The sequence below is a fragment of the Micromonospora sp. NPDC049107 genome, assembly GCF_040648595.1.
Classification (GTDB): Bacteria; Actinomycetota; Actinomycetes; order Mycobacteriales; family Micromonosporaceae; genus Micromonospora.
The window spans coordinates 619,039-637,983 of the sequence record NZ_JBEZEC010000003.1 but is presented as its reverse complement, the minus strand read 5'-3'; the positions used below and the strand labels follow the sequence as shown (position 1 = coordinate 637,983).

The 18,945-nt window shown below is 71.7% G+C and carries 15 protein-coding genes; 6 read left to right on the top strand and 9 right to left on the bottom strand.

Annotated elements, in window-relative coordinates:
* Window positions 1-145: 145 nt before the first annotated feature.
* Window positions 146-2,653, top strand: coding sequence for a Tex family protein (locus AB0B55_RS11080; RefSeq protein WP_357171576.1), 2,508 nt, complete (start codon window positions 146-148; stop codon window positions 2,651-2,653).
* Between the two features lie 359 nt (window positions 2,654-3,012).
* Window positions 3,013-3,480, top strand: a complete 468-nt coding sequence (locus AB0B55_RS11075; protein ID WP_357119937.1) for a hypothetical protein — start codon at window positions 3,013-3,015, stop codon at window positions 3,478-3,480.
* Here the strand turns inward: AB0B55_RS11075 and AB0B55_RS11070 are convergent.
* The 4 genes from AB0B55_RS11070 to AB0B55_RS11055 all read right to left on the bottom strand — a co-directional run bounded on the left by AB0B55_RS11070 (window position 3,410) and on the right by AB0B55_RS11055 (window position 7,486).
* On the bottom strand, window positions 3,410-4,357 hold the full coding sequence (locus AB0B55_RS11070) for a DUF389 domain-containing protein (protein WP_357119940.1): 948 nt from the start codon (window positions 4,355-4,357) through the stop codon (window positions 3,410-3,412). The genes AB0B55_RS11075 and AB0B55_RS11070 overlap by 71 nt on opposite strands.
* A gap of 218 nt (window positions 4,358-4,575) precedes the next feature.
* A complete protein-coding gene (locus AB0B55_RS11065; protein ID WP_357171575.1) occupies window positions 4,576-5,817 on the bottom strand; it encodes a glycosyltransferase family 4 protein in 1,242 nt (413 codons plus the stop codon).
* A gap of 5 nt (window positions 5,818-5,822) precedes the next feature.
* A complete protein-coding gene (locus AB0B55_RS11060; RefSeq protein ID WP_357119946.1) occupies window positions 5,823-6,749 on the bottom strand; it encodes an NAD(P)-dependent oxidoreductase in 927 nt (308 codons plus the stop codon).
* Entirely contained in the window at window positions 6,746-7,486 is a 741-nt protein-coding gene (locus tag AB0B55_RS11055; protein ID WP_357119949.1) for a sugar transferase, read from the bottom strand. The genes AB0B55_RS11060 and AB0B55_RS11055 overlap by 4 nt, the downstream gene beginning before the upstream one ends.
* A gap of 256 nt (window positions 7,487-7,742) precedes the next feature.
* Between AB0B55_RS11055 and AB0B55_RS11050 the strand changes: the two genes are divergently transcribed.
* From AB0B55_RS11050 to AB0B55_RS11040, 3 genes are read left to right on the top strand one after another with little or no spacing between them, the layout of a single operon-like run.
* Window positions 7,743-8,786, top strand: coding sequence for a polysaccharide biosynthesis protein (locus AB0B55_RS11050; protein WP_357119952.1), 1,044 nt, complete (start codon window positions 7,743-7,745; stop codon window positions 8,784-8,786).
* On the top strand, window positions 8,783-9,775 hold the full coding sequence (locus AB0B55_RS11045) for an SDR family oxidoreductase (RefSeq protein WP_357119956.1): 993 nt from the start codon (window positions 8,783-8,785) through the stop codon (window positions 9,773-9,775). The genes AB0B55_RS11050 and AB0B55_RS11045 overlap by 4 nt, the downstream gene beginning before the upstream one ends.
* 58 nt (window positions 9,776-9,833) lie before the next feature.
* Window positions 9,834-11,300, top strand: coding sequence for an O-antigen ligase family protein (locus AB0B55_RS11040; RefSeq protein ID WP_357171574.1), 1,467 nt, complete (start codon window positions 9,834-9,836; stop codon window positions 11,298-11,300).
* Between the two features lie 70 nt (window positions 11,301-11,370).
* Here the strand turns inward: AB0B55_RS11040 and AB0B55_RS11035 are convergent, their stop codons facing one another.
* The 4 genes from AB0B55_RS11035 to AB0B55_RS11020 are packed head-to-tail and all read right to left on the bottom strand — an operon-like array spanning window position 11,371 to window position 16,176.
* Complete coding sequence (locus AB0B55_RS11035; protein ID WP_357119962.1) at window positions 11,371-12,624, bottom strand: glycosyltransferase; 1,254 nt, start codon at window positions 12,622-12,624, stop codon at window positions 11,371-11,373.
* Window positions 12,621-13,799: a glycosyltransferase gene (locus AB0B55_RS11030; protein WP_357171573.1), complete on the bottom strand. Its 1,179-nt coding sequence runs from the start codon at window positions 13,797-13,799 to the stop codon at window positions 12,621-12,623. Before AB0B55_RS11030 ends, AB0B55_RS11035 begins: the two co-directional genes overlap by 4 nt.
* Window positions 13,796-15,214 (bottom strand): oligosaccharide flippase family protein, encoded by a 1,419-nt coding sequence (locus AB0B55_RS11025; RefSeq protein ID WP_357119968.1) that lies wholly within the window; start codon window positions 15,212-15,214, stop codon window positions 13,796-13,798. Before AB0B55_RS11025 ends, AB0B55_RS11030 begins: the two co-directional genes overlap by 4 nt.
* Complete coding sequence (locus tag AB0B55_RS11020) at window positions 15,211-16,176, bottom strand: NAD-dependent epimerase/dehydratase family protein (RefSeq protein WP_357119971.1); 966 nt, start codon at window positions 16,174-16,176, stop codon at window positions 15,211-15,213. Before AB0B55_RS11020 ends, AB0B55_RS11025 begins: the two co-directional genes overlap by 4 nt.
* A 167-nt stretch (window positions 16,177-16,343) precedes the next feature.
* Between AB0B55_RS11020 and AB0B55_RS11015 the strand changes: the two genes are divergently transcribed.
* Complete coding sequence (locus tag AB0B55_RS11015) at window positions 16,344-18,371, top strand: hypothetical protein (protein ID WP_357171572.1); 2,028 nt, start codon at window positions 16,344-16,346, stop codon at window positions 18,369-18,371.
* 15 nt (window positions 18,372-18,386) lie between these two features.
* Here AB0B55_RS11015 and AB0B55_RS11010 read toward each other — a convergent pair whose 3' ends face one another.
* The gene (locus AB0B55_RS11010; RefSeq protein WP_357119977.1) at window positions 18,387-18,905 is read right to left on the bottom strand and encodes an acyltransferase; all 519 of its coding nucleotides are present in this window, start codon (window positions 18,903-18,905) and stop codon (window positions 18,387-18,389) included.
* Window positions 18,906-18,945: the final 40 nt, after the last annotated feature.

The following is an 18,945-nucleotide window of genomic DNA, read 5'->3' as shown; positions in this document are numbered from 1 at the left end:
CTGTATTTCTGACGTGTGCTCTTCCGCTCGCGACGGCGCGGGGGCGCGACCGGCCGGGCGCGGCGACAGTGGTCGGGGCCGACCGGCAGAATGCAGGCGGTACCCGCTCTTTGAGGGCGGATCGAGTCGAAGGCGGATCGAGATCGTGACCCAGTCTGTTCATCAGCGGATCGCCGACGAGCTCGGCGTGGCCGAGCGTCAGGTGCGGGCGGCCGTGGAGCTGCTCGACGGCGGCGCCACCGTGCCGTTCATCGCCCGCTACCGCAAGGAGGCCACCGGCCTGCTCGACGACACCCAGCTACGCACCCTGGAGGAGCGGCTGCGCTACCTGCGGGAGCTGGACGAGCGGCGGGCCGCCGTGCTGGAGTCGATCCGCGGCCAGGGCAAGCTGGACGAGGCGCTGGAAGCACAGATCATGGCCGCCGACTCGAAGTCGCGGCTGGAGGACATCTACCTGCCGTACAAGCCGAAGCGGCGGACCCGGGCGCAGATCGCCCGCGAGGCCGGCCTCGCGCCGCTGGCGGAGACGCTGCTGGCCGACCCGACCCAGGATCCGAAGGCCACCGCCGCCGGGTTCGTCGACGCCGAGAAGGGCGTCGCCGACGCCGCCGCCGCGCTGGAGGGCGCTCGGGCGATCCTCATCGAGACCTTCGCCGAGGACGCCGACCTGATCGGCACGCTGCGCGAGCAGATGTGGTCGCGGGGCCGCCTGGCCTCCCGGGTACGCGACGGTCAGGAGACGGCCGGCGCGAAGTTCGCCGACTACTTCGACTTCTCCGAGCCGTACCCGAAGCTGCCGTCGCACCGCATCCTGGCCATGTTCCGGGGCGAGAAGGAGGGCGTGCTCGACCTGACCATGGAGTCGGAGGAGGCCGGCGAGGCCGACGCCGTACCGACCGGTCCGACCCGGTACGAGGCGATGATCGCCGGCCGGTTCGGAGTGTCCGACGCCGGGCGCCCCGCGGACCGGTGGTTGACCGACACGGTCCGCTGGGCCTGGCGTACGCGCATCCTCATCCACCTCGGGGCCGACCTGCGGATGCGGCTGTGGCAGGCCGCCGAGGAGGAGGCCGTACGGGTCTTCGCCACCAACCTGCGTGACCTGCTGCTCGCCGCGCCGGCCGGCACCCGGCCGACGATGGGCCTGGATCCGGGCCTGCGAACCGGCGTGAAGGTGGCCGTGGTCGACGCCACCGGCAAGGTCCTCGCCACCGACACGATCTATCCGCACGAGCCACGCCGGCAGTGGGACGCGTCGATCGAGACCCTGGCCCGGCTGGCCGGCGCGCACGACGTGGAGCTGATCGCGATCGGCAACGGCACCGCCTCGCGCGAGACCGACAAGCTGGCCGGTGACCTGATCAAGCGCCACCCGCAGCTCAACCTGACCAAGGTCATGGTTTCCGAGGCCGGCGCGTCGGTCTACTCCGCCTCCGCGTACGCCGCGCAGGAGCTGCCCGGAATGGACGTGTCGCTGCGCGGCGCGGTCTCCATCGCCCGTCGTCTCCAGGACCCGCTCGCCGAGCTGGTCAAGATCGACCCTCGCTCGATCGGGGTCGGCCAGTATCAGCACGACCTGTCCGAGGTGAAGCTCTCCCGGTCGCTGGACGCCGTCGTGGAGGACTGCGTGAACGCGGTCGGGGTGGACGTCAACACCGCGTCCGCGCCCCTGCTGACCCGGGTCTCCGGGATCGGGGCCGGGCTGGCCGAGAACATCGTGCTGCACCGGGACGCCAACGGGCCGTTCCGGTCGCGGACCGAGCTGAAGAAGGTCGCCCGGCTCGGGCCGAAGGCGTTCGAGCAGTGCGCCGGCTTCCTGCGGATCCCCGGCGGGGACGACCCGCTGGACTCGTCGAGCGTGCACCCCGAGGCGTACCCGGTGGTGCGGCGGATCCTCGCCAGCACCGGGCAGGACCTGCGCGCCGTGATCGGCCGAAGCGCGATCCTGCGCGGGCTGCGGGCCACCGACTTCGTCGACGACCGGTTCGGCCTGCCCACCGTCACCGACATCCTCGCCGAGCTGGAGAAGCCGGGCCGTGACCCCCGGCCGGAGTTCCGCACCGCCACCTTCGTCGAGGGCGTGGAGAAGATCGGCGACCTGACGCCGGGCATGGTGCTGGAGGGCGTGGTCACCAACGTGGCCGCCTTCGGCGCGTTCGTGGACGTCGGGGTGCACCAGGACGGCCTGGTGCACGTCTCGGCGATGTCCCGGACGTTCGTGAAGGACCCCCGTGAGGTGGTGAAGTCCGGCGACGTGGTCAAGGTCAGGGTGCTCGACGTGGACGTACCCCGAAAGCGCATCTCGCTGACCCTGCGGCTGGAGGATGAGCCGGCCGCCGGTGGTCGGACGAGTCAGGAGGGGCGTGGCGGCCCGGCGCAGCGCGGACCGCAGGGCGGTCGCGACGGCCAGGGCGGTCGCGGTGCCGGACAGCAGGGTCGCGGCGGGCAGGACAGTCGCGGCGGGCAGGGCAGTCGTGGCGGGCAGGACAGTCGCGGCGGGCAGGACAGTCGCGGCGGCGGGCAGGGTGGTCGCGAAGGCCAGGGCAGTCGTGGTGGCGGGCAGGGTGGTCGCGGCGGGCAGCAGCGGCAGGGCGCACCGGCGCCGGCCAACGACGCGATGGCCGAAGCCCTACGCCGCGCCGGCCTGGCCTAACCCGTTCACCACCTCGACCCCGCGCGGCCCCGTCGATCATGGAGTTGTGGTGGGTGACAAACCGCCCGCATAACGCCAAGCCAGGCACCACAACTCCATGATCGACCGGGCCTGGCCGCGATCTTGCACTTTCTGCGCCGGCATAGCCGGCATTCCGCCTATTCCGACGACCGAAACTGCAAGATCGACGCAGGCGGAGGCGGGGCGAGGGCGGGGCGGGGCGAGGCGGGGCGAGCGCGGGGCTACAGCAGGCGATCAACGCGCTGCCGTACTACGTCTAGACCAACGTGGTGATGGCCGCGATCGCCCGGGGCACCCTGCGGGCCGCTCGACTGAGCCCCGTGCGTACCGTCGGCGTCGTGAATGAGCCGGACGGCCGGACGTGGCGGGAGCAGCAGCGGCAGGCGGTGCGCGCGCATGCCGACGCGGACGCGCGGCGGCGGGCCGCCGAGCAGGCCGAGGCGGCGAAGCTGGTGGCCTGGTTCGTGGCCGAGGCGACCCGGCGGGGGCTGCGCACCACCCGGCTGGTCGCCCGGGGTTACGACGGGCGCGGGCGCTACCGGACCAGGCTGACCGGCTGGTACGTCGACCGGGCCGAGACCCGGGCGGTGGATGTGGCCGGCCGGTTCCACCTGCTGACCGTGCCCGGAGGTCTGCGGGCCCGGCTGTTCGGCGCCGACCCGGAACCCAGCCCGGCACCGTTGGTGGTCGGGTCCGGTGGACGAGACGGCGAGTCGATCCCGTTGCGGACGCTGCTCACCCGGTTGCTGGACGACGGGACCGGCGAGCCAGACCCCACCACCAGGCCTGCTGCACCACGAGGGTGAGCAGGCCGGCCAGGACGATCGCACTCAGGTTGATGACCAGTTGGAGTGCCGAGCCGCCCGCTTCGTCCCATACTCCGTAGGCGGCAGCCACCGCCACGTTCGCCGCTGCCGGGACCGTCGTCACCGAGATCAGCACCCCGACCAGGCTGCCTGACTTCTTCGACGTCAACGAGAGCATCCCGGCCACGCCGGCGAGGAGACCGACCACCCAGGACAGCGCGTCCGGCCGCCAGATGAAATCGGTGAGTGGGCGTTCGGCGAGCAGCATCTCCCGACTGACCAGGCCGGCGGCGGTCAGCGCCCAGGTGCTCAGCACGGTCGCCACCATAGCCGCCACGAAGCCGACCACGAGAGCCTGCACCGAGCGGCCGATCACCCCGAGCCGGCGGCGCAGCAACGCCACGCACAGCGCGGCGAGGGGGCCGAACTCCGGACCGACGACCATCGCCCCGACGATGAGAATCGGCTGGTCCAGCAGCACCCCGATGCCGGCGATCATGGTGGCCACCACGATCAGTACGAGGTACGTGCCGGACAGTTCCGTCTGCTCACCGGTCTTCGCGGCAATCTCGTCCCAGACCACCGCGTCCGCGCCACTGCCCGGCGCCCGGTCCGCCGCCCGGTCGGCCGCCGCGGAGATGGTCAGCTCGATGTCCTCGGCCGCGATGCCGCCGCTGGTGTCCACGCCGAGTCGCCGCAACTCCCGCAGCACACGGTCCGCGCTCTCCCGCACCACGTCGCAGAGGATGAGATCACCACGCGGTTGCCGGGCGGCACCCGGCAGCACGGCGAGGTGAGTCACTCCTGCCTCTGCGGAGAGCAGGTCGACGACATCCGTCGTCCTGCTCTCCGGGGTGATCACCCTCAGGTGCAGCACGCGCCATCCCCTCGCCGGTCCGGTCGGTGCTTCCCTCGCCCGACCGGCCGTCGCGACTCTACAGCTCGCCCCGTCGAGGCCGGGAGCTGCACAAGGCCGAGGCCACAACGGGAGCCTCGGCCTGGTCGGAGACCGCGATCGACTCACCCCGCTCGGACGGTGGCCGCGCGCGCCACCAGTCTGGACGAGCCGCCCACTTTGAAACGTGCTGCAGCGGGTCAGCGCCGTCGGTGGCTCTCCACCGCCTCACCCAGCGCCTGCTCGACCCGCTCGGCGCCGGCGGCGACGGAGAAGACCCGGTCGTAGTGCGCCCGGCCGGCCTGACCGAGCAGCTCGAGCTTCTCCCGGCCCAGGTCGCAGAGTTCCCGTAGCGCGTCGGCGATCGAGTCGGGGTCACCGGGTCGGGCGGTGATACCCGCGCCGCTGTCGTGCGCGACGGCTGCGGCGTCCCCCTGCGCGGCGACCAGCAGGGCCCGCCCGGCAGCGAGGGTGGCCTGCACCTTGCTGGGCATCGTGTACGCCGACATGCCGCCGGGTCGCAGGCTCACGTAGTGTGCGTCACCGGTGGCCATCAACGCGGGCATCCGCTCCCGGGGCAGCCGCCCCAGGAACCGCACGTGTGTCGCGTTCAGCTCTTCGGCCCGACGGCGCAGCCGCTCCTCGGTGGTGCCGGAGCCGGCGATCAGGCAGACCAGTCGCGGGTCGTTGATCCGGGCGCAGGCGTCGATGAGCGAGTCGAGCCCCTGCGCCTCACCGAGCGTGCCGGCGTACACCAGCACCACCTGGTCCTCGCGGAGCCCGAACTCGGCGCGCAGGTCCGCGACGCCCGTCCTCGGCGTCTCGTCGGCCCACACCGGAATGTGGACGAGCTTCTCCCGGGGTACGCCTCGGCTGGCGAGCAGGTCGGCGGCGCTGGGCGAGACGTACGCGACCCGGCCGGCGCTGCGGTACATCCCACCGCACCAGCCGCTCATCCCCCGCTCGATCATCCGGGACACCCGATCGGTGCCGATGAAGCCGCTGGCCACCGCGCTGTCGGGCCACAGGTCCAGCACGTGCAGCAGCACCGGCACCCGCTGGACGTACCGGGTGAACCACATCGGCAGGGCGACGCTGATCGGCGAGTTGCCGACCCAGAGGGCGTCCACGCCGCGCAGCGCCGACGTGCCGGACACCAGCGCCGAGGCGGCGAAGGAGCCGTAGTTCGCCAGCCGGCGCAGCGCGGAGCGGTCATGGCTGGGATAGAGGGCCACCCGGCGGATCCGGGTCGTCCCGTCGACCTCGTCGAGCCGACGGGTCACCCGAAAGCCGGGCGCCAACTCGCCGGTCGGGTAATTGGGGAACCCGGTGAGGACCTGGACCTCGTGTCCTCGGCGGACGAGAGCCCGAGCGAGCATCCCGGGGAGCGCCGCCGCGCCCGGCTCCGGGTCGAACCACTGGCTGAGCATGCCGATCCGCATGGGCTTCACCGCGCTGCCGAGCCGGCGACCGGACGGGCGGGCTGCTCGCCGTCGGCCTGCCACAGTGTTGCCAGCGAATCACCGAGGTCGTGTGCGGGCGTCCACCCGAGCACCCGGTTCGCGCGCTCGATGTCGGCGCACATCCACGGCACGGCGGCTGAGCGATCGGCGTCCGGCGCGAAGCTGCCGTCCCGGATGTCACCGGTGAAGCCCGACACCTCCGCCAACAACCGGACGACGTCGCGCGTCGCCACCGCCCTACCGCTGCCCACGTTGAAGACCCGGGCGGGCCCCGGGCGGCAGCTCGCCGCGGCGAGGACCGCCGAGGCGACGTCCCGGACGTCGACGAAGTCCCGGTACGTGTCGTGCAGGCCCACGGCGATGTCCTCCGATCCGGTAGCGACCGCCGACCTCACCATCGCGGTCACCCGAGTGAGCACGTTGCCCGCCGGCATCCCGGGCCCGACCGGGTTGAAGATGCGCAACACCATCGTGTCGAGTCGACCCGCCCCGCCGGCCAGCTCCGCCAACCGCGTGGCGGCCAGGTGGCTGAGCCCGTACTCGCTGACGGGCGTGCCCTGGTACTCCTCAGTGACGGCGAGGCCGTGCGGCACGGTGCCGTACTCGGCGGCCGAGCCGATCCGGATCAGGCGGGCCCCGGGGGCGGCGGCGGCCACCGCTTCGATCAGCTTCGCGGTCGCCACCACGTGCGCCTGCACGAAGTCGTGGCCGGAGCCGACGATCCGTCCGGCCGCCGTCACCACCGTGTCCGGTCGCTCCCGGGCGATGAGCGCGGTCAGGTCGCGCAGCTCGACCCGGACCAGGTCACACTCGGCGCGGGTGATCGACCGGACGGTGGCGTGGGCGGCCAGCGCCGTCCGGATGTGCCGGCCGAGGAATCCACCGGCCCCCAGGAGCAGGACCCGGTTCATCGCCGGTGGGCGGAGTCGTGGTCGACGGTCGCCTGCGCGGGTGGGTTACCGGTGAACTCGTGCCAGGTGGCCGCGCCCGGCGCGGAGATGCCCTGGCGACTGAGCACCACCCAGATCGTGGCCAGGACGATCCGCAGATCCAGCAGGAAGGAGCGGCGGTCGACGTACTCGACGTCGTAGGTGAACTTCGCGTCCCAGTCCAGCGCGTTGCGGCCACGCACCTGGGCCAGCCCGGTGATGCCCGGTCGCACGTCGTGTCGTCGGGCCTGTTCCGGGTTGTAGAGGCTGAGGTAGCGCACGAGGTGCGGGCGGGGACCGACCACGCTCATCTCGCCCCGCAGCACGTTCCAGAACTCCGGCAGCTCGTCGAGGCTGCTGGCCCGCAGCCAGCGGCCCACCCGGGTCAGCCGATCCGCGTCGCTCACCAGCCCTCGATCCGGATCGGGGTGGCGCATGGTCCGGAACTTGACCACCTCGAACAGTTCGCCGTGCAACCCCGGGCGGGTGTGCCGGAACAGCACCGGCCGCCCGTGCGCCACCAGCACCACCAGGGCCACCACGGCCAGTACGGGGGCGCCGAGCGACAGGAGGAGGAGAGCGCCGATGACGTCGAGAAGCCGCTTCCAGCGATCGTACGGTCGGCGCGTCGTGGTGCCGTCCCGAGGTGTCTCCCGACCGGTCGTCGGGCCGGAGGTGCCGGCGCGCGTATGTGCCGCATGGAGAGCAACTTTTGCCATGGACAACGCATACCACCATTTCGAGCACCACTTCCGACTTTCACGATAGGGCGCTCCGGCGCGTCGACAATGGAGCGCGGCGACCACTTCGGCGCGCCGAGCCCTGCTCGCGTATTTGTCCGCTCCATTAGAGGTGAACGCGACTCGAATTGCTTTTGGCGGAAGCGGTCACGACACCTCCAAGGCCAGCGTAGGGTCGCGTTCGACGAGAATCCGAATCCCGAGGATGACCTTCGGGAAACAGGCAGGAGAAGATGTGGTTTCCTCGCTTTCGGACCGGCGATTCCTGATCACCGGTGGCACGGGATCCTTCGGCCAGACGATGGTCTCCCGACTGCTCGACGCCGGGGCCGCCGAGGTGCGCGTACTCAGCCGGGACGAGTCGAAGCAGGACGCGATGCGGCACCGCCTCGGCGACGACCGGGTCCGCTACTACGTCGGCGACGTCCGCGACTACGACAGTGTGCTCAAGGCCGCGCGGGGAATGGAGTTCGTCTTTCACGCCGCGGCTCTGAAGCAGGTCCCCTCGTGCGAGTTCTTCCCACTGGAGGCCGTGCGCACCAATGTGCTCGGCAGCGCGAACGTGGTGGACGCCTGCGAACGCGTCGGCGTCGAGGCGCTGGTGCTGTTGAGCACCGACAAGGCCGTCTATCCGGTAAACGCGATGGGCATGACCAAAGCGCTGATGGAGAAGGTCGCGCAGGCGCACTCCCGCAACAATCCGGAAGCGCGTACCCGGGTCTGCTGCGTGCGCTACGGCAACGTCATGTACTCGCGCGGATCGGTGATCCCGCTGTTCATCGACCAGATCCTGCGCGGCGGCCTACCGACGGTCACCGAGCCGTCGATGACCCGGTTCCTGATGTCCCTGCCGCAGTCGGTCGACCTGGTGGAGCACGCCTTCCGGTACGGCCAGCCAGGCGACGTCTTCATCCGCAAGGCCGACGCCTGCACCATCGGCGACCTGGCCACCGCGCTGTGCAACCTGTTCCGCGTCCCGGCGAAGTTCAACGTGCTCGGCATCCGGCACGGGGAGAAGCTGTACGAGACGCTGGCCAGCCGCGAGGAACTCGCCCACGTCGAGGATCTCGGCGAGTTCCTTCGGGTGCCGGTGGACAGTCGTGACCTCAACTACTCCCTCTACTTCGAGGAGGGCGACGTCGAGAGCGGCAACATGGCCGACTTCCACTCGCACAACGCCCGGCGGTTGTCCGTACCGGAGATCGAGGCGCTGCTGCTGACGCTGCCCGAGGTACGGGCGCAGGTCGAGGCCGCGGCGGCGGCGGTCGTAACGGCATGAGCACCGGCACCGGTGGCCGGCGACCGGAGTTCGTCCCCCGCCGACGCAGCGGCCCCGGCGCGGACGAGCCGCGCCCGACGCGACGGGTCCTCGTCGTCGGCGTCACCGGCATGCTCGGCCACGCTGTCCTGCGGGAGCTGAGCGACGACGCGGACCTCGACGTCCACGGCGTCGCCCGGAGCATCGAGGACCGCGCGGGGTGGTACCCGCCGCGTCTGCTCGACCGGATCACCCCGGCCGTCGACGCGACCCGCTTCGACGAGGTCCGGCAGATCGTCGACGACCTGCGGCCGGACGTCGTCGTGAACTGCGTGGGTGTGATCAAGCAACGGCCGGACGTGCAGGACGCGGTGCAGACGGTCACCCTCAACGCGCTCTTCCCCCATCTGCTCGCCGAGGCCTGCGGGCCCCTCGGCAGTCGCCTGATCCACGTCAGCACCGACTGTGTCTTCTCCGGCCGGCGGGGTGGCTACGTCGAGGACGACCTGCCGGACCCGCCGGACCTGTACGGGCGGTCGAAGCTGCTGGGTGAGGCGCGCGGGGTCTCCGCGCTCACGCTCCGCACCTCGATCATCGGGCACGAGCTGGACACGAACCGCTCCCTCGTGGACTGGTTCCTCTCCCAGCGAGGCCAGGTACGCGGTTTCACGAGGGCCATCTACAGCGGCGTGACGACCGTCGAGTTCGCCCGACTGCTCCGGACGGTGATCCTGCCCCGGACGGAGCTGGCCGGGCTCTACCACGTCGCCGCCGAGCCGATCTCCAAGTACGACCTGCTCCGCCTGGTCGCCGAGGTCTACGGGTGGCCCGGTGACATCGTCCCGGACGACGAGTTCACCTGCGACCGGTCGATGAACGCGGACGCCCTCGCCAAGGCCACCGGGTACCGACCGCCGCACTGGCCGGACATGATCCGGGCGATGCACGCCGCCAGGGCCCGCTGGGCTGCCGAAACGGCCCAACCGGGCCTACAGGACCTGCCTCGCTGAGGGCGGTCCACCCAACGACCGCGGGCAACGCCGGCGGCCGGACTTCAAAGGACATCACGTGGGAAACCGGATGGGCCAACTGGGCCTGCTCGTCGTCGCGACGTGTCTGGTGGTGGTCACCACCGTCGCCGCCATCACCGCCCCGCTTGTCGCGACCGGGTTGGTCGCGCTGGTGCTGCTGCTCGCCTTCAGCCGGCGGGTCGACGGCTGGCGGTGGATGGTGACCCTGACCATGGGGCTACTGGTATGCGCCTCGTCCAACGTGCCGGCGCTCGTCGACGCCAGCTTCTACCCTCGGTACGCGGCGGTCAGCGGCCTGGTCCTCTGGGGCCTCTGCCTCCCGGTCCGGACGCCGGCCCGCAGCGATGCCTGGACCAGCGTGTTCGTCGGCGCGCTCTGGGCGATGGCCGGTCTCGCCACGGTGAGCTTCGCCTGGTCGGTGGTTCCGATGGAGACCCTCCAGCGGGGCGTCGCGCTGCTGCTCCTGGCCGCCCTGGTGCACGTACTCGTCCGGCGTCGATGGCCCGATCGTGCGGTCATGATGGCCGACCTGCGCGTGGTCTACCTGGTCCTCACCGCGTCCATCGTGGTCAGCCTCGGCATCGGGTTCGTCGACGGCACGCTCGTCGCGGCGACCTCCAGCGTCGCCCGGTTCCAGGGCCTCTACAACAACCCGAACATGCTCGGCATCGTCTGCGCCCTGACGATCCCGCTGGGCTGGGCCGTCCACCGGCAGTCCCGGCGGCCCGTCACGCTCCTCGGCCTGGCGCCGGCCGCCGTCAGCCTCCTGTTGTCCCAGTCGCGTACCGCGCTGATCGCCGTGCTCGTCGGCGCGCTCTGGCTCGTGGTGCGCCACGGTCTCGGCCGGGTGGTCCGGCTGGCCGCCGGGGCGACCGCCCTGCTGCTGGTGGCATACCTGCTCAACCTGCTGCCCACCATCTTCGCCGCACCCTGGATGCGCCAGTTCGTCATGCGCTTCACCGACCCCACCGGCGGCGACCTGTCCAACGGGCGAACCCAGATGTGGCAGACGACCATCGACCTGTGGTGGCAGAACCGGCCCACGCTGGGCTTCGGGTACGCATCGCGGAATCACCTGTTCGAGCTGGCCAGCGCCGACGAGTTCTTCGGGACCGCCGGCGTCAGCGTGGTGCACAACAGCTACCTCCAGCTGCTGCTGGAGTTGGGGCTCGTCGCGGTGCCACCGCTGGTGGTGTTGCTGGTGGCCGCCGGGCGGGTCGCGGTGCGGGCCCCGGTGCGGCGGGCCGACGCGGGGCTGGTCTGGCTCGTCGTCACCGGCCTGCTGATCCAGGTCACCGAGTCGGCCATGTTCGGCACGGGCCAGACCTATCCGTACGTGTTCTGGACCGTGGTCGCCGCCGCGCTGCTGCACCTGCCGAAGGATCGGGCCCCCGCCGGCCGGGACGCCGCTCAGGCCAACCCGCCCCACGCGGAGGCGCGCCGGCAACGGGCCGGCATGTTCGACGACGCCACACCGCGCCGACCCATCGTCCTGCTGCGCTGAGTGCCCGCCGGCAGCGCCGACGGCCGCCCCGGGATGCCCTGGCGCGTGCCTTCGGCGGGCGGGCGTCGCCTCAGTCGCCCCGGCCCGCCGTCACGAAGGCGCTGACCCGGTCCCGCCAGGAACGGTGGTCGAACGACTCCCGGGCCCGCGAACGGGCAGCTCCGCTCATCGCCGTCCACTCCTCGTCGCGCAGCCGCAACGCCCGCTCGATGGCCACCCGGACGTCGTCCGGGCCGTTGCCGTCGAGCACCAGACCCTCGATCCCGTCGTGGACGTAGGCGGCCAGGTCACTCGTGTGGTTGAGCAGCACCGGGCACCCGGCGGCGAGGCTCTCCGGCACCTTGGACGGAAACCCGTTGGCCGCGTACCCGCCGGTGGGGCGGACCAGCATCGAGAAGTGCGACTCCGACAGGAGGGTCAGCACGGTCTCGCGCGGAACGCGGCCGAGGAACCGCACGTCGGCCGAGACGGCGTCCAGCACCGTCAGGTCCAGGTCGGAGTGGGCGGCGGCGTCCCGCGCGCTCACCCCGGCGATCGTAAGGCTGACCCGCCGCTGCTGCTCCGGAGTGAGCCGGCTGAGCCCCCGCAGGATCACGTCGAGCATGTCCTTACGCCCGGGCGTGCCGGCGTAGAGCAGGCGCAGGCCCGCGCTGATCGGGGGTGGTTGCGGCGCCCGGAACTCGTCGCAGTCCACCTGCGGCGGCACCACCAGCACGTCCAGGCCGTGGCCCGTCAGGTAGTCGGCCAGCGTGGTGGAGACCGCCGTGGCCCGATCCACGAGCCGGGTCGCCAGGAACGTCGACCAGCGGTGCCGGACGAAGTACGGGGTGAGCCAGCCGCGGCGGAACTGCCGTCGGTCGTGGCGCTCGCTGGCGTCCACCACCACCGGGCAGCGCAGCACGAGGCGCAGGGTCGCCCAGTTGCCGAGGGTCAGCAGGGCCATCGGCAACAGCACGACGCTCACGTCCCCGCGACCCACCCGCGCCCGGCGGACGGCCCGCAGGACCCGCAGCGGCCGGGCGAGCCGGGCCGACGCGCGGGTGAGGTGGTGTCGACCTCGGATCCGCAGAGTGACCAGGTCGATCCCGGCCGCGCCGAGCTGCCCGGCCGGGAAGGCCACCTCGCACGGCCAGTCGTTGACGACGAGCGTGCGCGCACCCTCGGGCGCGGCGCAACGGGCGAGTTGCAGCAGCCGGTTCGAGGTGGCGTCCCCGTACGGGAACGCGTACGCGCCCACCAGCAGTGGACGCGGCCGGGCGGTGCGGGCGGTCGACCCCGCCGCCGGTCGCGGCTGCCGGCCGAGCACCGTTGTCTGATCGTTCATCTCTCTCCCCGTGTCGAGAAGGCGGGCGGCTGGGGCCGCGCCGGGCGGCGCGACACCCACCGGCGGTAGATCGCCAGGTGGGTGGTGACCGCCGTGTCGATGGCGAAGACGCTGCGCGCGAACCGTTCCGCCGCCGTCGAGGCCGAGGTCTGCTCGGTGTACGTCGCCGCCACGCACACCGCGTGCGCCCACTGCCCCGGTGCCGCCTCGGTGTCGACGATGGTCACGCCGGGCAGATGCTCGTTGATGAAGCGCACCCCCGGCAGGTCGGCGGCCACCGTGCCGATGCCGAGGGCGACCGGCTCCAGCACGCCCCCGGGCAGGCCCTCCAGGCAGGACGGGTGGACGACCACGTCGGCCTGGCTCAACAGGCCGCCCACGTCGTCGCGCGGGCCCAACAGGTGCACCCGCTCGGCCAGACCGGCGGCGACCGCCGCCGCCCGGACGCGCTCGTCGTCGACGTCGTCGCCCGGCCCGACGAGGACCGCGTGGGCCCGCACTCCCCGGGCCCGCAACTCGGCGAGGATCGGCGGCAGGAGCCAGCGCCGCTTCTCCGGCGAGGCCCGGCCGACGCTGACGCAGACCAGATCGGCCGGGCGCGCGCCGATCAACTCGCGTAGGTCGTCCCGACTGGGGCGACGCAGCCGGTCCAGGTCAAGTCCGTTGAGCACCACCCGGCAGCGGGGATCGTCGTACCAGCGCGGGTCGTAGGCGACGGCGAGCGAGCTGGGCGAGACGCCCAGGATGTCGGTGGCGAAGACCCGCAGCAACCGTCTGAAGGCCCGGCGGTAGACACGTCGGCGTAGATCGCGATGCTGGTTGTCGTCGCCGCGGAAGTGGGCGACGCGGACGGGCACACCCCGGAGGGCGGCGAGCGCGAGCAGCACCCCGGAGAAGTTGGCGCAGTCGACGTGCACCACATCGGGGCGTAGCCGCCGCAGCAGTCCGAGGAAGCGGGCGGCGAAGCGGAAATCGAGCGGGATCGGGGTGACCGTGCCGCCGTGCCGGCGGACCACACCGGCCAGCGGGCCGGGCCCGATGTGGTCGCTGAGCGTCGCGAGGTGCACCTGGACGCCGGCGGCCCAGAGCCGGGGCAGCAGTTCGGCGGTACGCATCTCGGTGCCGCCGAAGTTCAGCTCGCCGACGACCCGCAGCACCCGGCACTCCCCGGTCACGTCGACGCTCCCCTGGTGACCGCCCGCCGGTACCCCACGAACACGGCCGGCCACATGGTGAGCACGTACGCGACACAGGCGGCCACCGGCAGGCCGGCGAGCCCGAACCGTCGCAGCGCCCAGACCTTGAGCGCGGTCGCCAACAGCAGGAACGCGGCCCAGCCGACGAACTGCGGCCGGAGCAACCCGATGCTGTTCTGTACCAGGATCAGCGGTGAGGTGACCGCGATCAGGAGGGACCAGCTCGCCAGCCCGACCAGGACCGCGACGGGGATCTCGGTGCGGTCGATGCCGCCCACCCACAGGTCGATCAGCCGGTGGCCGTAGCCGACCAGCACGACCCCGACCGCCCCCACGATTCCCCCGTAGAGCAGCACCATGCGGCGCGTGTTGCGACGCACCCAGGCAACCTCGCCCCGCGCCAGAGCCGCGCCGTTGACCGGCCAGACCGTCATACCGACCAGGCCGACGAAGATCGAGAGGACGCCGAACAGCTTCCCCACCACCGCGTAGTGCGCCGCCGTGGTGGCCCCGAGGACGTTCGCGACGAGCGGGCTGTCCACGTTCAGCGCGATCGCCGACATCGTGGTGAGCGCGAAGAACCGCAGACCCAGCCGGAGCAGGCCGACCGCGGTGGCCCGATGCACGTGCTTCGGGCCCGGCCGCCGTCCGCGATCCTGCGACCAGAAGTACGTCACGCAGTTGAGCAGGTTGGTCACCGGCACGGCCAGCACCGCGCAGGCGATGACCGCCAGTGGTCGCCACCCGGCGGCGATGGCGCCGAGCACGGCCGCCATGCCCAACAGCGCGCCGGCCGACTGCCAGATGTTGCTCTGCACCACCTGGCCACGGGCGTATTGCACCCGCTGGACCAGCGAGAGCGGAATGTTGACCGCGAAGGCGCCGAAGCAGAGCAGGACCAGCGCGGGCGCCTCCGCGGCGACGCCCGGGTCGGTGACGTTGAACAGCGCGGCCCAGGACACCACGGGTACGACAAGCACGAGGCCCGCGAGCAGCGCCAGCGCGACCACACCGAGGGTGGCGAACGCGCTGGAGACCTCCCGGGCCTGTTGCCGGGGGTCGTCGGCCAGGTGACTGAGCCGGGTGAGCAGCCCGTTGCCCAGTCCCAGATCGGCGAACCAGGCCATCCCGGTGAGGGCGGTGACCGCTATCCAGAGGCCGTACCGTTGGTCGCCGAGGAATCGGAAGCAGGCCGGGGTGATGACCAGCGGGGCGCCCAGGCCGATGCCCTTGGCCACCATCGCGGCGGCGATGCCCACCGTGACGGAGCGATCCCGATCCTTCGACGCCGCCGAGGGCCGCTCGCCGGGCGCGAGCGTGCTGCCGGTCGGTGGCGCGGCGGCCGGCACCCGGGCCAGCGGCTCCGGTACGGCCCGACTCGCTGCCCGGGTCACCGAGGCGCGGCGGCTACGGCACGCTCGGCGTCCAACCGACCGGCCATCCACTCGACCGTCGCCCGCAGGCCCTGGGCACGGGCGACAGGTGCGACGTTCGGAAAGAGCTGACGCAGCGCGGCGTTGTCGGCGAGGGAGTGCGCGACATCGCCGGTGCGTGGCGGCGCGTACTCGCGGACGATCGGCCGGCCGCACAACCACTCAAGCTCGTCGAGGACCTGCAACAGGCTGGCCCGCGCGCCAAAGGCGAGGTTCACCGGGTGCGGGTGGTGTACCCGGCGGCGGACGGCGTCCAGGATGACGTCGCAGACCGTACCGACGTAGGTGAAGTCACGCGACTGCGTCCCGTCGCCGTGCACCACCGCGGGTTCGTCGCGCAGCGCGGCGTGCACGAAGCGGGGGATGACGGCCGCGTACGCGTGGTCGTGTCGCTGCCCGGGGCCGAACACGTTGAAGAAGCGGAAAGCCACTGTCGGCAGCCCGAACGACGCCTGGTGGGCCAGGGCGTACGCCTCGGTGGCGAGCTTGCTGGCCGCGTACGGGCTCATCGGGCGGGTCCAGGTCAGCTCGGTCTTGGGCAGGGCCGGGTTCATGCCGTACACCGACGAGGAGGAGGCGACGATGACGTGCGCGACCCGGTGTCGTCGCGCCGCCTCCAACACCATGAGGGTGCCGGTGGCGTTCGCGTGGTGGGAGGCCAGCGGGTCACTCAGCGACCGGGGAACGCTGGGCAACGCGGCCAGGTGGACCACCGCGTCGCGGCCCGTCATCGCGGCGTCCAGGGCGGCCGGGTCCAGGATCGAGCCCTCGATCAGCTCGACGTGCAGACCGTCGAGGTTGGTCCGCAGTCCGACCGAGAGGTCGTCGAGGACGGTCACCCCGCCGATGGTGGGCTCGACCATCGCGGCGCGGGCCAGATTGGACCCGATGAAACCGGCTCCGCCGGTGATCAGAATGCGCATGAAAACCCCCGTTTACACCGATCACCTGTTCATCGAGTGAACACGGGACACGTGACGGCGACAGCGGGAAATTCACCCTGTCCGGGTGCTGACCGAAAACGGCCAGCCTCGCCGCGGCGGCGCACAGTGAAGTTCATCGTCATGCGTTCGCGGCGGAGGTGCCGACCATGTCCGAGTTGATCGTCTACCGATCCAACGCCCTGATGTCCGTCAGGTCTCGCTTCGACGGCACGCGGGACCTGGTGATGCCGGCCAACCTGGCGTACGCCGAGGCGATGGTCGGCATGTGGCACTCGGGTCTACCCCAGGTCACCCTGGTGCCCTCGACCGCGACCGACGCCCAGGTGTGGCCGGTGATGTCCGCCGTCGGAACGAAGATCCACGACACCGCCGACGACAACTGCCCGATCAACACCGGCTGGTCGTACGTCGGCGGCAACCACGGCTACAACGTCGGCAACCAGATCGCCGTCGCCAATCACGGCAAGACGACAGTCGACGTGGGCTCGCAGTGGACCGACGGGACGCGCACCTTCACCCTGCTGGCCATCACCAACGCGGACAGCCTGCTCTTCGGCAACCCGTACACGATCGTCGACGGCATCGCGCAGGGCGCCCGGGTCAAGCCGGCCGCGCCGCTCACCCACCTCTCGGGGGCGACCCACACGGCGACCGTGCCGATCACGGGTCTGACGCCCGACGTGCAGATCCGTCCGGCCACCCACTCCCACACGGTGACCGTCGAGCTCGACGGACGGCCGGTGCCGGACGGCCGGTTCACGGGGCAGGAGCTGACCATCCGGGAGTCCTACGTTATCCCGTCCTACCAGGGGATGATCGACACCGCTCGGGCGAACGTCGGCACGCCCATCGCCACGATCATGTCGCGGATCCCGTCCCTGTGCCGCATCTCGAACGTCTACCGCTGGTCGCAGGGGGGTCTGCTGGTCCGGCAGACGGTGGCCGCGTTGGAACGCTTCGCGCTGAACGCCGGGGTGACCCAGTGCGGTCCGTTGACCCCGGTGGCCGGCGGCACCCGCCGGCAGTTCATGCCGAACGTGGGCACGGCCGGCGGTCTGAACTGGTCGGTGTGGGCCAACATCGACACGCTCGCGGCCCTCACCGACTTCACTCCGGCGACCCTCACGAACCGGCTGATGCCGGCGAGCAGCATGACCCAGTGGGTGGTCAACAGCGGCCAGGTCCAGCAGTGGGGCATCGCCGTCGGTCTGCTGCCGGTCGCCGACGGCGTGCCGGAGATCCGGTCCCGGCACACCACGGCCAAGGGCTGGTTCATCACCTCCAGCCTGAAGAAGAACTACCCGCAGCTGGTGTGGGGTCGCACCCTCGACGCCGGCGAATCAGTGACCGGCACCGCCTACCGGCGCTACCTCGCGCCGCCCTCGGCGGCCACCGAGATCGTCGTGTCGGACTCCGCCAACGACTTCGTGATGATCGAACGGGTCGAGGCGGTCGCCCAGACCCAGATGGCGGCGCCGCAACTGTTCCACCGGTTGCTGGTCCCGGCGGGGCCGACGAATCTCACCGTGCCGGACCGGGTCGCGGTGGCCGGCATCTCGTACGCCATGGCGGTGCCCACCGGGTACGGCATGTGGCGTGCGGAGCCCGGCCCGGCGCAGGTGGGGCCACTGCCCGGGACGACCTGCCCGCGCGGCAGTTACTTCCTGGCCCTCGCCGGCCCGACCCAGAACGTGACCTACACCGGCGCCTACCAGTCGCTCCTGCTGCACCCGGTGTACCTGGCGGAGCCCACCCCGGTCGACCGGGTGTGCGTCGAGGTGACCGTCGCGGGATCGGGGGTGCTGCGGCACGGCGTGTACGCCCACGATCCGACCACCGGTCGTCCCGCCCTGCTCGGCCCGATCGCCGACTTCGGCAGCGTCGCCGTCACCTCCGTCGGGGTCCGGGAGTCGGTGCTGAGTGTCCCCGTGCTGCTGCCCGCCGGCTGGCACTGGTACGGGCATGTGTGGCAGACCAGCGGTGTCACCCCGCCCACGTTGCGGGCCAGCAGCACCGGCGCGGCCACCGGCCTCAATCTCGGCACGAGTTCGGCGGCGATGACCGGCGACCGGTTCGGTTACGAGGTGACCGGGACGACCGGTGCCCTGGGGGCCATCACCCTCGCCGGAGTGCACCAACTGCCGCCACCGCGGGTCGCCTACCGGCGTGCCTGAGCGGGCCGGCGGGACTCAGACCGTCGTCACCCCGTAGATCTTCTTCATCGCCTCGTGCTTCTCCGGGACGGGAAGGTGCCCGATGCCCAGCGACTTGGCCTGCAACCGTTCGAGGTACTCGTCGGTGGTCCGCAGCGGGCGTGCCGGGACACCGGCCGCCACCGTGTTGTCGGGGATGTCGCGCGTCACGATCGAACCTGCCCCGATGACGCACCGGTTTCCGATGGTGACACCGGCCAGGATCATCGACCGCATACCGATGTACACGTCGTCGCCGATCGTGATCGGCGCGGTCCAGTCCAGGTCGGGGTGGTCCTTGCGCAGGATCAGCGTGCCGCCGTCGTGGGTGACGAACTGCACCTCAGAGGTGATGTAGACGTTGTCTCCGATGGTGATCAGCCACGGCTCCGAGCCGAACATCGCCCGGCTGATCCCGTAGAACCGGACCCGTCCGTTCAGCTTCACCCCCAGGGACCGCGCGAAGGCCTCGGGATTCCGGGTGGCGGCCAGGTGGTCCGCGACTCGTCGGACCATCGTGCGAACGCGACTGGGCACCTGCTGTCCTCGCTCATCG

What these genes read in the sequence shown, in the direction of transcription:
- AB0B55_RS11045 (WP_357119956.1), top strand. Translation starts at nt 8,783, where the DNA reads ATGAGCACCGGCACCGGTGGCCGGCGACCGGAGTTCGTCCCCCGCCGA.
- AB0B55_RS11010 (WP_357119977.1), bottom strand. Translation starts at nt 18,905, where the DNA reads ATGGTCCGACGAGTCGCGGACCACCTGGCCGCCACCCGGAATCCCGAG.
- AB0B55_RS11020 (WP_357119971.1), bottom strand. Translation starts at nt 16,176, where the DNA reads ATGCGCATTCTGATCACCGGCGGAGCCGGTTTCATCGGGTCCAATCTG.
- AB0B55_RS11060 (WP_357119946.1), bottom strand. Translation starts at nt 6,749, where the DNA reads ATGAACCGGGTCCTGCTCCTGGGGGCCGGTGGATTCCTCGGCCGGCAC.
- AB0B55_RS11065 (WP_357171575.1), bottom strand. Translation starts at nt 5,817, where the DNA reads ATGCGGATCGGCATGCTCAGCCAGTGGTTCGACCCGGAGCCGGGCGCG.
- AB0B55_RS11055 (WP_357119949.1), bottom strand. Translation starts at nt 7,486, where the DNA reads ATGGCAAAAGTTGCTCTCCATGCGGCACATACGCGCGCCGGCACCTCC.
- AB0B55_RS11015 (WP_357171572.1), top strand. Translation starts at nt 16,344, where the DNA reads ATGTCCGAGTTGATCGTCTACCGATCCAACGCCCTGATGTCCGTCAGG.
- AB0B55_RS11035 (WP_357119962.1), bottom strand. Translation starts at nt 12,624, where the DNA reads ATGAACGATCAGACAACGGTGCTCGGCCGGCAGCCGCGACCGGCGGCG.